Raw genomic sequence first — 14,179 nt, forward strand, 5'->3', positions numbered from 1 at the left:
GAATCGAACAAAACAGCGGCGTTTCGGGAGCATTTTGGCGCCGAATCGCGCGGCGATGGCAGCGGGATATCCAGCTATCAGCCTGTTTTAATGAAGTAATTTTTGGACGCCGGTCTTCAAGCAGGCAGAAGTGGCGGAGAGGATGGGATTCGAACCCACGAGAAGCTTTTGACCTCTACTCCCTTAGCAGGGGAGCGCCTTCGACCACTCGGCCACCTCTCCGTTGCGCCGCTGGATAGAGAAAAGCATCCGCACAATCAACAAACCCGCGTCACTATATGGAAAAGTCTGAGCGCGCCGAACATCGGCTTTTCCTCGGATGCGGCGGATCCGCGGCAATTCCCTGGCGGATGACTCGTGGTCTTGCCATGATTCCGTCGACCGATCGCCGGATTCGGCGGTAAATAAGGGGTTGCGGCGGTCCGGATAGTTAACGAGAGCTTTCTAAGTGAGGCCAAATCGTGACGTTTCTGCAACACAGGCCGGGCATAGCAGCCGAATAGCCCTTTCGCCGGTACGATCGTGGTTGAACGCCGCCGCCTCATGGGTAATGTCGGTTTCGAGGAAGCGGCGCGGTGCGCATCTTTTTCGGTAGTGGGGATGGGGCAGGGAACGCTGTCCTTCAGCAAAGAATACCCAGACCCGTTTTTTAACTTTTGACTGGAGGTCAGAAAATGAACATTAAGAGCCTTCTCCTCGGCTCCGCTGCGGCCCTGATCGCAGTTTCCGGTGCGCGCGCCGCCGACGCCGTCGTCGTCGCCGAGCCGGAACCCGCTGAATACGTCAAGATTTGCGACGTCTACGGCGCTGGCTACTTCTACATCCCCGGCACCGAGACCTGCCTGCGCATCGGCGGCTATGTCCGCTACGACATTGGCGGCGGCGACGTCGGCTCGTTCGACGGCGCTCGCAGCTTCGATCACGAAGACGGTTCCGAAAACGACACCTGGTACAAGAATGCCCGCTTCACGCTGAAGACCTGGACCGGCCAGGAAACCGAACTCGGCACCTTGAAGACCTACACCGAGACCCGCTGGAACTTCGGCAACCGCAACGGCTACGGCGCCTTCGACGCCGACGGCTTTCCCCTTGGCAATACTGCCGGCAACAAGGGCACCTCGCTGAACTTCGCCTGGATCCAGCTCGGTGGCCTGCGCGTCGGTAAGGACGAATCGGCCTTCGATACGTTCATCGGCTACGCCGGCAACGTCATTCAGGATACGCTGGTTCCCTACGGCGATTTCGACACCAACGTCATCCAGTACTATTTCGACGCTGGCAACGGCTTCTCGGCCGTTCTCTCTCTCGAAGAAGGCTCGGGTGTCGTTGGCACCATCGACAGCTACGTTCCGCACGTCGTCGGCGGCGTGAAGTACACGCAGGGCTGGGGCGCCATCACCGGCGTCATTGCCTATGACAGCAACTACGAAGAAGTCGCCGGCAAGGTCCGCTTGGACGTGAACGTCAATGACGCCATACAGCTGTGGGTCATGGGCGGCTACGGCACCGACGACAACCTTGACGACGGCACCTATGCCATTCCGGCTGGCGGTCGCGGCTTCTACAAGCAGTGGGGCGGCAACTGGGCAGTGTGGGGCGGTGGCACCTACAAGTTCAACGAGAAGACCTCGTTCAACGCCCAGATTTCGTATGACGACTGGAAGAACCTCGGCGTCGCGGCGAACATCGCCTACGACATCGTTCCCGGCATGACGATCACGGCCGAAGTCGACTACCTCAATGCAGGCAAGTTCGACGACGCCGACTTCTCCAACTGGACTAATGCCGACAAGAAGAGCAGTGTCGGCGGCCTCCTCCGCTTCCAGCGCTCGTTCTAATAAATTTCGCTTCGGCGAAATTGAAAACCCGGCGGGCAACCGCCGGGTTTTTTGCATCGAAGACAGGCCTCGCGGCAACTTGCGCCCACCCACCCGGCGCGCTAGCAAGAAGCCCCCTTTTCAAGCGAGCTTCCGCTATGCGCCAACGCCCTCCCCTAACGCCGCTCGTCGACGCGCTTCCGTCGACCGTGCCCTTCGTCGGACCCGAAGCGCAGGAGCGCGAGCGGGGCCGCGCTTTTCGCGCCCGCATCGGTGCCAATGAGAGCAGCTTTGGGCCTTCGCCGCGCGTCATCGCCCGCATGGCCGAGATCGCCGGCGACATGTGGATGTATTGCGATCCCGACAATCATGATTTGAAGGTGGCGGCCGCCGCCCATCACCGCGTGAAGGCCGAGAACGTTGTGGTCGGCGAAGGCATAGACGGCCTGCTCAGCCTGGTGGCCCGCATGTATGTGGCGCCGGGCGATACCGTGGTCACGTCGCTCGGAGCCTATCCGACCTTCAACTTCCACATTGCCGGTGTTGGCGGGCGGCTGGTCACGGTCCCCTATGAGAACGACATGGAAAGCCTGGACGGCCTGCTGGCGGCGGTGCGCAAGGACAAGGCGCCGCTGGTCTATCTGTCCAACCCGGACAATCCGATGGGCAGCTGGCGGGAGGCGAACGAGCTCATCCGCTTCATCGAGGCACTGCCGGAAACCACCATGCTGGTGCTCGACGAGGCCTATGGCGAACTGGGCCCGGCCTCGGCGCTGCCGCCGATCGATATCTCCAGGCCAAACGTCATCCGCATGCGCACGTTTTCGAAGGCTTATGGGCTCGCCGGCATACGCTGCGGCTATGCGATCGCCGAGGCCCAGGTGATTCGCGACTTCGAGAAGATCCGCAATCATTATGGCGTCAGCCGCATGGCGCAGATCGCCGGCGTCGAGGCGCTTGCCGATCAGGACTATCTCAGGAGCGTGGTGGCGCGGGTGGCTGCCGGCCGCCGGCGCATCGCCGGCATTGCCGAGCAGAACGGGCTGATGCCGCTGGCGTCGGCGACCAACTTCGTCACCATCGATTGTGGTCGCGACGGCGCCTTCGCGCTGAAAGTGCTGCAGGGCCTGCTGTCGCGCGACGTCTTCATCCGCAAGCCGATGGTGCCGGTGCTCGACCGCTGCATCCGCGTCAGCGTCGGCCTCGATCACGAGCTCGATATTTTTGCCGAGGAACTTCCCGGTGCTTTGGCGGCAGCGCGCGGAAACTAGGATCCGCCAGCAGGCAAACCAGATCACAAGGCGCGCGCTTACAAATCCAGTTCCCAAGTCTGGCCGGTCAATTCCTTGCCGAAACTGTGGTGATGCTGCTGCGAGACCAGCCTGAAGCCGGCGCGCTCGTAGATCGCGCGCGCCGCGACGAGAACGTCGTTGGTCCACAGCACCAGCCTGATATAGCCGCAAGCCCGAGCCTGGTTCACGCATTCCGCGACCAGGCGTTTGCCTATGCCAAGGCCGCGCGCCGTCGCCTCGACATGCAGCAGCCTCAGCTTGGCCACCTCGTCATCCTGATGAACAAGGAACACCGCGCCGACCGGCTGTCCATCGCGTTCGGCGATCCAGCAGAAATCGCGGCCGGGCTCGAAATTGCGGATGAAATCGGCGCCGATCTCGGCGAGCATGGCCTCGAACTCGATGGTCCAGCCATATTCCTCGGCATAGAGCTGGGCCTGCCGCTGCACGACCCAGCCGACGTCGCCGACGCGGTGCGGCCGCAGCGTCACCTCGCCGTTCTCACAGGCGGGATCACCCAGCAATTCCCCCACCTTGCGCAAGGCGCTGCCCAGTTCCTGCAATCTGTGGTCAGGCAAATTCTCGATAAGCCGCGCCGTATCGCGATCCGCCGCGGCCTGGAGCCCTGAAAGGGCTGCCTCGCCTCTTGCCGTGAGCGACAGAATCCGCCGGCGCTTGTCGGCCGGATCGGTCCGGGTCTCGGTCAGCCCTTCGCCGGCGAACTTGCGCAGAATTCGCGTCAGATAGGCGGCATCGACGCGTAGTTGCCTGGCGATATCGGAAGCAGTGGGGCCTATCTCCAGATGAAAAACCTTGGCAAGAAAACCCCGCTCCCCAGCAGCTTCAGAAGCCGCCGGACGATTAAGGTGGCCGAGTTCGAAAAGCACGCGCGCCTCGGTCAAGGTGAATGCGCTTTGTGTCAGCGTCTCGTCGAGAAGACCAACGGTGCGCGTGTAGAAGCGATTGAAGCGCCTGATATCGGCCACCAGTGCTTTTCGTTCGTCCAACATTTGCGTCCAACTCCCAATAGCCAGCCCCATTTTCCAAAATTAGTGGACTGAGTAAATTAAATTTCGAAAGCCAGAGAGCCAAGTGCTTTGTGCGCATAATTCCCAGGTTGCTTTCCCCGGGCCATGCGCCAGATTCCAAGGAGACAGGCTTGGAGACAGTCATGACTGATCCTCGGGAAGTGCGGGCGCGCGTCTACGGCAATGTGCAAGGCGTCGGTTTCAGGATTTGGGCCCGGGACGAGGCCACAAGCCTCGGTCTTGCGGGTTGGGTTCGCAATGAAGCGGACGGGTCTGTAACGACCCAGATTGCAGGCCTTGATGAGGCGGTTTCGACAATGATCGAACGACTGTGGAAAGGGCCGTCCGGGGCTTCCGTCTCGAGGGTCGACGTCGAGGAGTTGGCACCCGGAAACACATCTGTCGAGTTCAGGATTGTTGCATGATGGTGGATTTGGTTTAGCGCTCTTGAATTAATTGAACGTTCGTTTTATTATTGTCCCGCGAAGGGGCAGACATGGCGCGTACGACCGGATCAGATGGTGAAAAGACCGAGGCAGCCATCCGCGAGGCGGCGGTCAATCTGATCGCCCGTTTTGGCTACGAGGCGATGTCGACGCGCCAGCTCGCCGCCGAAGTCGGCGTCCAGGCGGCCGCGCTCTACCGCTATTTCCCGACCAAGGAAGAGCTTCTGTTCACACTGATGCGCGAGCACATGGAAGGTTTGACCGATGCGTGGGAAGCAGCCCGCCCTATCAGTGCGGATCCCGTGCAACGGCTGTCAGCCTATGTCGAGAACCACATCGCCTTTCATATCGAGCGCCGGCACGCCACGCATGTGTCGAACATGGAATTGCGCAGCCTGTCGCCAGAAAAGCTGACGCAGATCCTGCGGATGCGTACGGCCTACGAAAAGGAACTGCGAGCCATCCTGCGCGACGGCACCGAGACGGGCGCCTTCAGCATCGACGACACCGGGCTGACGGCGATGGCGCTGATCCAGATGATGACCGGCGTTATCGTCTGGTTTCGACCGGGCGAGCGGCTGTCGATCACTGAAGTGACGGCGACATATCTTTCGATGACAATGCGGCTCGTCGGCGCGAAGATCGACGCCTACAGCGCCGCGCGTGCCTTCGGACGCGCAAAGGACGTTGTAGCATTTTGATTTCGCGCATGACCCGACAATCGAAGTCGATTTTCGGAGTCATGCGGCAGGAGGAACCATGTACACGAACACGCTCGGCTTCGGGCATGACGAGGATATCGAGGCGTTGCGCGATCTGGTGCGACGCTTCGCGCAGAACAAGATCGCGCCGATCGCCGCCGATATAGACCGTTCGAACGAATTCCCGGCGCATCTGTGGAGCGAACTCGGCGCACTTGGCCTGCTCGGTATCACCGCCGATCCGGATTTCGGCGGCAGCGGTATGGGCTATCTCGCGCATGTCATCGCCGTCGAGGAAATCTCGCGCGCCTCGGCATCGGTCGGCCTCTCCTACGGCGCTCACTCCAATCTCTGCGTCAACCAGATCAATCGCTGGGCGACGACCGCGCAGAAGGAAAAATTCCTGCCGCCGCTGTGTTCGGGCGAACGCGTCGGCGCGCTGGCGATGTCGGAATCCGGCGCCGGCTCGGATGTCGTCTCGCTCAAGCTGCGTGCTGAAAAGCGTAACGACCGCTACGTGCTGAACGGCACCAAGATGTGGATCACCAACGGACCGGACGCCGAGACGCTGGTCGTCTATGCCAAGACCGATCCGGAGCGAAACTCGCGCGGCATCACCGCTTTCATCGTCGAGAAGGCGATGGCCGGGTTTTCCGTCGCGCAAAAGCTCGACAAGCTCGGCATGCGCGGCTCCAACACTGGCGAACTGGTATTCGAGGACGTCGAAGTGCCGTTCGAAAACGTGCTGCACGAGGAAGGGCGCGGCATTGAAGTGCTGATGTCGGGCCTCGACTATGAGCGCGCCGTGCTGGCCGGCGGCCCGATCGGCCTGATGGCGGCATGCCTCGACGTGGCCATCCCCTATGTGCATGAGCGCAAGCAGTTCGGCCAGGCGATCGGCGAGTTCCAGCTGGTGCAGGGCAAGCTGGCCGACATGTACACGACGATGAATGCCGCGCGCGCCTATGTCTATGCCGTCGCCGCCGCTTGCGATCGCGGTCAGACGACGCGCAAGGATGCCGCCGGCTGCGTGCTGTTTGCCGCCGAGAAGGCGACGCTGATGGCGCTGGACGCCATCCAGCTGCTCGGCGGCAATGGCTATATCAACGACTATCCGACCGGCCGCCTGTTGCGCGACGCCAAGCTCTACGAGATCGGCGCCGGCACCAGCGAGATCCGTCGCTGGCTGATCGGGCGCGAGATCATGGCGGAGGGACTATAGTATGGCGGTACTCCAAACCCAGATCTCCCCCTCCTCCGAGACCTTCCGCGCCAATGCCGAGCGCATGCGAGCCTTGGTCGCCGACATCGCGGAAAAAGCCGCGACCGTGGAGCGCGGTGGCTCGGACGAAGCGCGTGAGCGCCATGTTTCGCGCGGCAAGCTGTTGCCGCGCGAGCGCCTCGCCCAGCTGCTCGATACCGGCTCGCCCTTGCTCGAGATCGGCCAGTTTGCCGCATGGTCGATGTATGGCGAGGAGATTTCGTCGGCCGGCATGATCGCCGGCATCGGCCGCGTCGAAGGCACCGAGGTGATGGTCGTCGTCAACGACGCCACGGTGAAGGGCGGGACCTATTATCCGCTGACCGTGAAGAAGCATTTGCGCGCCCAGGAGATCGCGCTGCAGAACAATCTGCCTTGCATCTATCTGGTCGACAGCGGCGGCGCCAATCTGCCCAACCAGGATGAGGTGTTTCCCGATCGCGAGCATTTCGGCCGCATCTTCTACAACCAGGCCAATATGTCGGCGGCCGGCATTCCGCAGATCGCCTGCGTCATGGGTTCCTGCACGGCGGGCGGCGCCTATGTGCCGGCGATGTCGGACGAAACGATCATGGTGCGCAACCAGGCGACCATCTTCCTCGGCGGCCCGCCGCTGGTGAAGGCGGCCACCGGCGAGGACGTCAGTGCTGAGGATCTCGGCGGCGCCGATGTGCACACCAGGCTTTCCGGTGTCGCCGACCACTACGCGCTGGACGACGACCATGCGCTCGCCATCTGCCGGCGCATTGTCAAAAACCTGAATCGGAACAAGACTGTAAGCCTGAACTTACAGAAGTCGGTTCCGCCGCTTCATCCGGCGGATGAACTCTACGGCATCATGCCGACCGACCTGCGCCAGCCCTACGACGTGCGCGAGGTGATCGCACGCATCGTCGACGGCTCCGAGTTCGATGAGTTCAAGCAGAACTACGGCATCACGCTGATCACCGGCTTTGCCCACCTCCATGGCATGCCGGTCGGCGTCATCGCCAACAACGGCGTGCTGTTTTCCGAAAGCGCGCTGAAGGGCGCGCATTTCATCGAGCTGTGCTGCCAGCGCAAGATCCCGCTGGTCTTCCTGCAGAACATCACCGGCTTCATGGTGGGACGTAAATACGAGGCCGGCGGCATCGCCAAGGACGGTGCCAAGCTGGTTATGGCTGTCGCCACCGCCAGGGTGCCGAAGGTGACCATGATCATCGGCGGCTCGTTCGGCGCCGGCAATTATGGCATGTGCGGCCGCGCCTACTCACCGCGCTTCCTGTGGATGTGGCCGAACGCCCGCATCTCGGTGATGGGCGGTGAACAGGCGGCGACGGTGCTGGCCATGGTCAAGCGCGAGGGCATCGAGCGCAAGGGTGGAGAATGGAGCGCCGAGGAAGAGGCGAAATTCAAGAAGCCGATCCTGATGAAATACGAGCATGAGGGCCATCCGCTCTACTCGTCCGCTCGCCTCTGGGACGACGGCATCATCGACCCGGCGAAGACGCGCGACGTGCTGGCACTCAGCCTGTCAGCCTCGCTCAACGCCGAGATCGAGGAGACGCGCTTCGGCGTGTTCAGGATGTGAGATGAACGAACGCCCGCGAATTCAGGTTCATACCGGCGACATCACCAAGCTAGCGGTCGACGCCATCGTCAATGCCGCCAATACCTCATTGCTCGGCGGCGGCGGGGTCGATGGCGCCATCCACCGCGCCGCAGGCCGCGAGCTTGAGTTCGAATGCCGGATGCTGAACGGATGCAAGGTCGGCGACGCGAAGATCACCAAGGGTTACAAACTGCCGGCTCGACACATCATCCACACAGTCGGCCCAGTCTGGCAGGGCGGCGGCAAGGGCGAAGCCGAGTTGCTGGCCTCCTGCTATATCAGGTCGCTCGAACTCGCCGCCGCCAATGACTGCCGCACAGTGGCGTTCCCGGCGATCTCGACCGGTGTCTACCGCTACCCGAAAGACGAGGCGACCCGTATCGCCGTCAGCACGGTGGCTGACTTCATGAACCAAAACATAGTGCCGGGAACCGTCATCTTCTGCTGCTTCGATGAGCCGACGGCGGAATTATACCGGCAGGTCGTTGCTGCCCTCGGCGGAGGGTAGACTACATGGGCAAGGTGATCCATTTGCGTGGCGAAGTGCGAATTTCGGTTACGGAACTGGCGGCGCCGGGGAAAGGTCGCCGAGTCGCTGCTGATACCCTGTCTGACCATCGGCGAACGCGAGCACGGATAGGCTGGCGGGACAGCGCTCCCCTCTGTCCTGCCGTCGCCAGATTCTCGGTTGTGGAGGCTCCATGTTCGCCAAGATCCTGATCGCCAATCGGGGCGAGATCGCTTGCCGTGTCATCCGTACGGCCCGCAGGCTTGGCGTGCACACCGTCGCCGTCTATTCGGACGCCGACGCCAGGGCCCTGCATGTCGAGATGGCCGACGAGGCCGTGCATATCGGCGCCTCGCCTGTCGGCGAAAGCTATCTGCGCGGCGACAAGATCATCGCCGCGGCCCTGGCGACGGGTGCTGAAGCCATTCATCCCGGCTATGGCTTCCTATCCGAAAACCCCAATTTCGTCGACCAGATGGTAGCGGCGGGGCTCATCTTCATCGGGCCGGCGGCGGGCTCGATCCGTGCCATGGGGCTGAAGGACGCCGCCAAGCGGCTCATGGAAAAGGCCGGCGTGCCGGTCGTGCCGGGCTACCATGGCGAGGCGCAGGAGATCGTGCTGCTTGCGTCCAAAGCACGCGAGATCGGCTATCCCGTGCTGATCAAGGCGCGTGCTGGCGGCGGCGGCAAGGGCATGCGCCGCGTCGAGCATCCCGACGAGTTTTCCGAAGCGCTGTCCAGCGCGCGGCGTGAGGCGAAAGCCGCCTTCGGCGACGACCGCGTGCTGGTCGAGAAATATGTCGACAAGCCGCGCCACATCGAGGTGCAGGTGTTCGGCGATAGCCTCGGCAATGTCGTGCATCTCTACGAGCGCGACTGCTCGGCGCAGCGCCGCCACCAGAAGGTGATCGAGGAGGCGCCCGCCCCCGGCATGACACCGGCTTTGCGCAAAGCAATGACGGACGCGGCGGTAAAGGCCGCCAAGGCGATCAATTATTCCGGCGCCGGCACCATCGAATTCATCGTCGATGCCTCGCAGGGCCTGAAGGCCGACCGCTTCTGGTTCATGGAAATGAACACCCGCCTGCAGGTCGAGCACCCGGTCACCGAAATGGTCACCGGCATCGATCTGGTCGAGTGGCAGTTGCGGGTCGCCAGCGGCGAAGAGCTACCGAAGACGCAAAGCGAGATCGCGCTCGCCGGTCATGCCTTCGAAGCGCGCATCTATGCCGAGGATGCGGCAAAGGGATTCCTGCCAGCAACGGGCACCTTGCATCATCTGAAATTTCCGGATGCAGCCCCCGAAGGCGCCACGATGCGCGTCGAGACCGGCGTGCGGGCGGGTGACGCCATCTCGCCCTATTACGACCCGATGATCGCCAAGCTGGTCGTCCATGCGAAGGACAGGCAGGCGGCACTCGAAGCGCTTGGTGCGGTGCTGTCGCGAACCGAGGTCGCCGGTTCCACCGTCAACACCGCCTTTCTTGCCGCTCTGGCCGCCGATCCGGACTTTGCTGCAGGCGACGTCGCCACCAGCCTGATCGGCCGGCACCAGGAGACATTGACGATCATCCCGCCGCCGACCGGCGAAACCATTGCCGCCGCCGCTGTCGCAGCCTCGGCTGCCGGAGCATCGCCGCCATCCGACGATCCCTGGTCATCCCTTCCCGGCTATGCGCATTTCCACAGCGTGGCGCGGCGCACACGGCTGAAGTTCGGCGAAGACGATATCGCGGCAAGGGTTTCGGTGCGGCCGGATGGACGGTTCCAGGTGGCGCTGGATGCACCCTATGACAGCACAAATTCGCATGATTTTCGTGCTGCACCACGCCTCGCCCGCTGGCCAGGCCACATCACCGTGTTCGAAGACGCCGTCGGCTATACCTTCGCTGTGCCCGACCCGCTGGCGCGGGCGGACGAAGTAGCGGCCGGCTCCGGCAGCCTGCGTGCGCCGATGCCGGGGTTGGTCAAGCTGGTGCGTGTGGCAAAAGGCGACGCGGTAACCAGGGGCCAGCCGCTGCTGATCCTCGAGGCGATGAAGATGGAGCACACCATCGCCGCGCCGCATGACGGCGTGATCGCCGAGATCGCCACGGAGGGCGCGCAGGTCACCGACGGGACGGTGCTGGTGAGGTTCGTCGAGGACCAAAACGCCTCGACCGCGGTGGCGAGATGACGGTTCGAAAGACAAACGACAGGGCAAACAAGAAAATGGCCGGGACGAGCCCGGCCATTTGTCTATGCTATTCGGCCACCAGGGCGGCGATTACTGCGCGATCGGCGCGTATTTGCCGTCATGCCACTGGTTGATGTCGTAGCTGGCATTCTTGAGGTCGCCCTTCTCGTCGAAGGTGACATCGCCGACAACAGTGCTGATCGGAGTACCGTTCTTCAACGCTTCGGCAACCTTGGCCGGATCGTCGCTGCCGGCGCGCTTGATGCCTTCAGCAAAAGCCTGGATCACCGCGTAGGAGAACAGTGTGAAGCCTTCCGGCACGAAGCCGCCGGCCTTGATCTTCTCGACGGCTGCCTTGGCTTGCGGTTTTGCCTGGGGATCCGACGGGAACACGAACATGGTGCCCTCGCCGGCCGGGCCGGCAACCTGCCAGAATTCGGGCGAGGCGATGGAGTCCGGCATGATCAGCTGGAACTTGACGCTCTGTTCCGCCGACTGACGCAGGATCAGTCCAGCTTCAGGATGATAACCGCCGAAATAAACGACGTCGGCTTTCAAGTCCTTGAGCTTGGTGACGAGAGCCGAATAGTCCTTCTCGCCGGCGTTGATGCCGTCATAATAGACCTCCTTGAGGCCGCCGGCATTCATGGTTGCCCTGACGGCGTCAGCCACGCCCTGTCCGTAGGCGCTCTTGTCGTGCAGGACGACGACGTTCTTGCCGGCAAACTTCTTGGCGATCCATGGGCCGATGAAGGCGCCCTGCGCATCGTCACGCGTATAAAGGCGCATGATCGTCGGCCAGCCGGCCTTGGCCGCCGCGTCGGTCAGCACCGGGTTTGACGAAGCCGGGCTCATCATCAAAGCGCCGGCTTCGGCATAGACGGCCGAGGCCGGAATGCTGGAGCCCGAGCAGGCATGGCCGTCGATGAACTTGACGCCATCGGCGACGATGCGGTTGGCGACCGACACAGCCTGCTTGGGATCGCACTGGTCGTCTTCGATATCGAGCTTGATCATCGACCCGTTGACACCGCCCGCGGCGTTGATCGCGTCAGCAGCGGCCTGTGCGCCCTGCTTGAACTGATCGCCGATGGTGGCGAGCTGTCCCGTCATCGGGCCGACCACCGCAAAGGTGATGTCGTCGGCGAATGCGACCGGCGTGCTCATCATCAGGCCGAATATGGCCGCGTTCAAAATACTCAATTTTTTCATTGTAGTAGAACTCCTCCACTCACGCGCGGCCGCCCCGGCCGCACTTCTTCCAGAGAGGCGGGACAATTTCACCCTTCCTTGGGCCTGTCTAGGCGCATTGGCGCCGCTCGATTGGGCCTGCAAGACGTCATCCACGCAAAAAAGCCACGCCAGCCTTGTTCCGGCCGGTCGTGGCTTTTTTTGCCCGTCGAGCAATCTCCAGGCGCCCCCGCGCCTAATTATCCCGCTCGCCTTCCCCGTGTCGTGCGCGACTGAACCTTGCGGCCTGCCGCGTTCTCTTTCTTCAGAGCATGATCTCTGGACAAACGGTTTCCGTTAGTCCGAGAAGACCGAATTCCACACGCTCTGGGTTATCGACCGTCTTGCGCGGCCTTCTAATGTGCCGGGTCTGGCCGTCTGCGCGGTCTTGATCCCGGAGCTTCCCTGTCTTCGGTAGGCCTATCTGCGATCGGCGGATCTCAGTGGATGGTCATCCACTCGCGGGCTTCGCGAAGCGCCTTGGCAATCTCGACTTTCGACATTGCCGCCGACAGTTCGGAGCGCAGTTCCGCGGCGCGGGCCGAGCCCTTGATCGCGGCGATGTTGAACCATTTGTGGGCGGCAACGACATCGGTCTCGCAATCGCGGCCGGTCGCATACATCATGCCCAGTTCGAAAAGAATGTCGGCCTGGGCAGTTGCCCCCATGGCGCCGAAAGCTGCTTCAAGCATTTCAAAACGTGCCATTTCAAATCCCCTGTTTCCGGCCCCTGTCAGGCTCCCGAGAGCTGCCTCTTTCGTGCTTGCCGGCTGCTCTTCCGATGCTTTCGAGAATGCCGTGCAGGCTTGAATCTGTCGTTAAATGGCGTGCTTAATTTGAGGAAAACAAAGCTAAAACAATAGGTAAACGCGGAAATTCGTTAAGGATACAAAGCCAGCAATTCAGCCCGCTTGCATCAAATTTGACGAAAATTTTAAACTGACAAATCAAGACTCCGCTAACCACGGGAGACAAAGGCGCTGCGCCGGTCGTTTCATTTTCTCACTGACGGGCCGCATTCGGACGCCCTCAAGAATCCGAAAGTCTTCCGCAGCGGCACCGCTTTTGTTTTGTCGGGAGCTGGATTAGCTTACGTTTGCGTAAGGGGCAGACCGGCGAGGCGGAGCGTGCGGCCGGACGTCCAAAGGGAGGAAGACATGTTTCGAAAAACGAGCCTGGCCCTTGCGGCCACATTGATCATGGCGGGCGCGGCGTGGGCCGACCCGATCGAAGGCAATTGGAAGACGCAGGCCGGCGACACCGCGGCCATCGCTGGCGGCGGCTCGTTTTCCATCACGCTCAAGTCCGGCAAATATGCCGGCAAGACCATCGGCTCGCTCAAGGCGGCAGGCGATAACAAATATGCCGGTAACATCACCGATCCGGCAAACGACAGGACCTATTCGGGCAAGGCGACCCTTTCGGGCAGCTCGCTCAAGATGAGCGGCTGCGTGCTCGGCGGACTGATCTGCAAGAGCCAGACCTGGCACAAGCTCTGATCGACCGCATCCTTGTGACATGAAGACGGGGCCCGACGGGCCCCGTTTTCGTTTTGTCGCGGCGCAATGCCGGCACCCTGTCGAAACCGACGCCGGCGCCGCCAAAATCCCGTCAATCATTTTGAACCGCAGATGAACGCCGTCATCAGAGCCGGTTCAGTTGCATCAGGGCATTCTCCGGCGTGCTGAAGGAGACCCGACCCAATGCTTGCTCGCCGCTTCACCATTGTCTGCCTGCTGATGAGCCTGTTTGGAATGTTCTTCGCCATCCTCGTCGCTGAAGCGGGCCGTCCGGCCCGCACCTGGGACGAAGCCAGTTCCAGAACCTGCCGCCTCGCCTGCCCCACCCATCTTCGCAACTGAACAAAGAACCCAAGACCTCGAAAAGAAAAGCTGAAACCCCATGAACCGCTTCGCCGCCAACGCTCTCAAGACCCTTCGGCTTCTGCCGCGGGCGGCGCTTATCCTGACGGTTCTTGCCGCTCCGGTTCTGGCCGTGCCGATGATGCGCGCCGATGCCGGCTCGACGATCGAAGCACCAGCTTTGAAGAAGTCCGGCGTCGGCTTTGTCCTCCTGGTCAGCCTGCGGCGCGGATAAGAGATGTCTTGTGCATGTCGATATCCCGCGAG

General features: G+C 62.0%; 14 protein-coding genes and 1 tRNA gene. 11 read left to right on the forward strand and 4 right to left on the reverse strand.

The genetic code is table 11. The features are described from left to right. Nucleotides 1-131: 131 nt before the first annotated feature. Nucleotides 132-222 (reverse strand) — tRNA-Ser (locus NKH03_RS22260). Between the two features lie 452 nt (nucleotides 223-674). On the opposite strand from NKH03_RS22260, the gene NKH03_RS22265 reads away from it, so the two are divergent. Together NKH03_RS22265 and NKH03_RS22270 are read left to right on the forward strand one after the other, a co-directional pair. Further along, entirely contained in the window at nucleotides 675-1,838 is a 1,164-nt protein-coding gene (locus NKH03_RS22265) for a porin (protein WP_352970561.1), read from the forward strand. 137 nt (nucleotides 1,839-1,975) lie between these two features. After that, nucleotides 1,976-3,088 carry a pyridoxal phosphate-dependent aminotransferase gene (locus tag NKH03_RS22270; RefSeq protein WP_352970562.1) on the forward strand — a complete coding sequence of 371 codons (1,113 nt, stop codon included), beginning with the start codon at nucleotides 1,976-1,978 and terminating at the stop codon, nucleotides 3,086-3,088. 38 nt (nucleotides 3,089-3,126) lie between these two features. Here the strand turns inward: NKH03_RS22270 and NKH03_RS22275 are convergent, their stop codons facing one another. Further along, nucleotides 3,127-4,119: a bifunctional helix-turn-helix transcriptional regulator/GNAT family N-acetyltransferase gene (locus NKH03_RS22275; protein ID WP_352970563.1), complete on the reverse strand. Its 993-nt coding sequence runs from the start codon at nucleotides 4,117-4,119 to the stop codon at nucleotides 3,127-3,129. Between the two features lie 161 nt (nucleotides 4,120-4,280). Between NKH03_RS22275 and NKH03_RS22280 the strand changes: the two genes are divergently transcribed. The 6 genes from NKH03_RS22280 to NKH03_RS22305 all read left to right on the forward strand — a co-directional run bounded on the left by NKH03_RS22280 (nucleotide 4,281) and on the right by NKH03_RS22305 (nucleotide 10,820). Further along, nucleotides 4,281-4,562: an acylphosphatase gene (locus tag NKH03_RS22280; protein ID WP_352970611.1), complete on the forward strand. Its 282-nt coding sequence runs from the start codon at nucleotides 4,281-4,283 to the stop codon at nucleotides 4,560-4,562. A gap of 71 nt (nucleotides 4,563-4,633) precedes the next feature. Beyond that, complete coding sequence (locus NKH03_RS22285; RefSeq protein ID WP_352970564.1) at nucleotides 4,634-5,284, forward strand: TetR/AcrR family transcriptional regulator; 651 nt, start codon at nucleotides 4,634-4,636, stop codon at nucleotides 5,282-5,284. A gap of 58 nt (nucleotides 5,285-5,342) precedes the next feature. Continuing rightward, entirely contained in the window at nucleotides 5,343-6,506 is a 1,164-nt protein-coding gene (locus NKH03_RS22290; RefSeq protein ID WP_352970565.1) for an isovaleryl-CoA dehydrogenase, read from the forward strand. A 1-nt stretch (nucleotide 6,507) separates the two neighbouring features. Next, nucleotides 6,508-8,115 carry a carboxyl transferase domain-containing protein gene (locus NKH03_RS22295; RefSeq protein WP_352970566.1) on the forward strand — a complete coding sequence of 536 codons (1,608 nt, stop codon included), beginning with the start codon at nucleotides 6,508-6,510 and terminating at the stop codon, nucleotides 8,113-8,115. 1 nt (nucleotide 8,116) lies between these two features. Then, nucleotides 8,117-8,644 (forward strand): O-acetyl-ADP-ribose deacetylase, encoded by a 528-nt coding sequence (locus NKH03_RS22300; protein WP_352970567.1) that lies wholly within the window; start codon nucleotides 8,117-8,119, stop codon nucleotides 8,642-8,644. Between the two features lie 193 nt (nucleotides 8,645-8,837). Next, nucleotides 8,838-10,820 (forward strand): acetyl/propionyl/methylcrotonyl-CoA carboxylase subunit alpha, encoded by a 1,983-nt coding sequence (locus NKH03_RS22305; protein ID WP_352970569.1) that lies wholly within the window; start codon nucleotides 8,838-8,840, stop codon nucleotides 10,818-10,820. Nucleotides 10,821-10,910: 90 nt separating this feature from the next. Here NKH03_RS22305 and NKH03_RS22310 read toward each other — a convergent pair whose 3' ends face one another. Then, nucleotides 10,911-12,032, reverse strand: a complete 1,122-nt coding sequence (locus NKH03_RS22310; protein WP_352970572.1) for an ABC transporter substrate-binding protein — start codon at nucleotides 12,030-12,032, stop codon at nucleotides 10,911-10,913. Between the two features lie 458 nt (nucleotides 12,033-12,490). After that, nucleotides 12,491-12,757, reverse strand: coding sequence for an SEL1-like repeat protein (locus tag NKH03_RS22315; RefSeq protein WP_352970574.1), 267 nt, complete (start codon nucleotides 12,755-12,757; stop codon nucleotides 12,491-12,493). Between the two features lie 450 nt (nucleotides 12,758-13,207). Between NKH03_RS22315 and NKH03_RS22320 the strand changes: the two genes are divergently transcribed. From NKH03_RS22320 to NKH03_RS22330, 3 genes are all read left to right on the forward strand, one after another. Further along, a complete protein-coding gene (locus NKH03_RS22320; RefSeq protein WP_352970575.1) occupies nucleotides 13,208-13,549 on the forward strand; it encodes a DUF2147 domain-containing protein in 342 nt (113 codons plus the stop codon). A gap of 204 nt (nucleotides 13,550-13,753) precedes the next feature. Beyond that, nucleotides 13,754-13,912, forward strand: a complete 159-nt coding sequence (locus tag NKH03_RS22325; RefSeq protein WP_352871960.1) for a hypothetical protein — start codon at nucleotides 13,754-13,756, stop codon at nucleotides 13,910-13,912. Nucleotides 13,913-13,952: 40 nt separating this feature from the next. Next, complete coding sequence (locus NKH03_RS22330; RefSeq protein WP_352970576.1) at nucleotides 13,953-14,147, forward strand: hypothetical protein; 195 nt, start codon at nucleotides 13,953-13,955, stop codon at nucleotides 14,145-14,147. Nucleotides 14,148-14,179: the final 32 nt, after the last annotated feature.

The organism is Mesorhizobium sp. M1406 (genome assembly GCF_040317555.1).
Taxonomy (GTDB): domain Bacteria; phylum Pseudomonadota; class Alphaproteobacteria; order Rhizobiales; family Rhizobiaceae; genus Mesorhizobium.

Coding starts and splice junctions, on each gene's coding strand:
- NKH03_RS22265 (WP_352970561.1), top strand. CDS start 675: ATGAACATTAAGAGCCTTCTCCTCGGCTCCGCTGCGGCCCTGATCGCA.
- NKH03_RS22270 (WP_352970562.1), top strand. CDS start 1,976: ATGCGCCAACGCCCTCCCCTAACGCCGCTCGTCGACGCGCTTCCGTCG.
- NKH03_RS22275 (WP_352970563.1), bottom strand. CDS start 4,119: ATGTTGGACGAACGAAAAGCACTGGTGGCCGATATCAGGCGCTTCAAT.
- NKH03_RS22280 (WP_352970611.1), top strand. CDS start 4,281: ATGACTGATCCTCGGGAAGTGCGGGCGCGCGTCTACGGCAATGTGCAA.
- NKH03_RS22285 (WP_352970564.1), top strand. CDS start 4,634: ATGGCGCGTACGACCGGATCAGATGGTGAAAAGACCGAGGCAGCCATC.
- NKH03_RS22290 (WP_352970565.1), top strand. CDS start 5,343: ATGTACACGAACACGCTCGGCTTCGGGCATGACGAGGATATCGAGGCG.
- NKH03_RS22295 (WP_352970566.1), top strand. CDS start 6,508: ATGGCGGTACTCCAAACCCAGATCTCCCCCTCCTCCGAGACCTTCCGC.
- NKH03_RS22300 (WP_352970567.1), top strand. CDS start 8,117: ATGAACGAACGCCCGCGAATTCAGGTTCATACCGGCGACATCACCAAG.
- NKH03_RS22305 (WP_352970569.1), top strand. CDS start 8,838: ATGTTCGCCAAGATCCTGATCGCCAATCGGGGCGAGATCGCTTGCCGT.
- NKH03_RS22310 (WP_352970572.1), bottom strand. CDS start 12,032: ATGAAAAAATTGAGTATTTTGAACGCGGCCATATTCGGCCTGATGATG.
- NKH03_RS22315 (WP_352970574.1), bottom strand. CDS start 12,757: ATGGCACGTTTTGAAATGCTTGAAGCAGCTTTCGGCGCCATGGGGGCA.
- NKH03_RS22320 (WP_352970575.1), top strand. CDS start 13,208: ATGTTTCGAAAAACGAGCCTGGCCCTTGCGGCCACATTGATCATGGCG.
- NKH03_RS22325 (WP_352871960.1), top strand. CDS start 13,754: ATGCTTGCTCGCCGCTTCACCATTGTCTGCCTGCTGATGAGCCTGTTT.
- NKH03_RS22330 (WP_352970576.1), top strand. CDS start 13,953: ATGAACCGCTTCGCCGCCAACGCTCTCAAGACCCTTCGGCTTCTGCCG.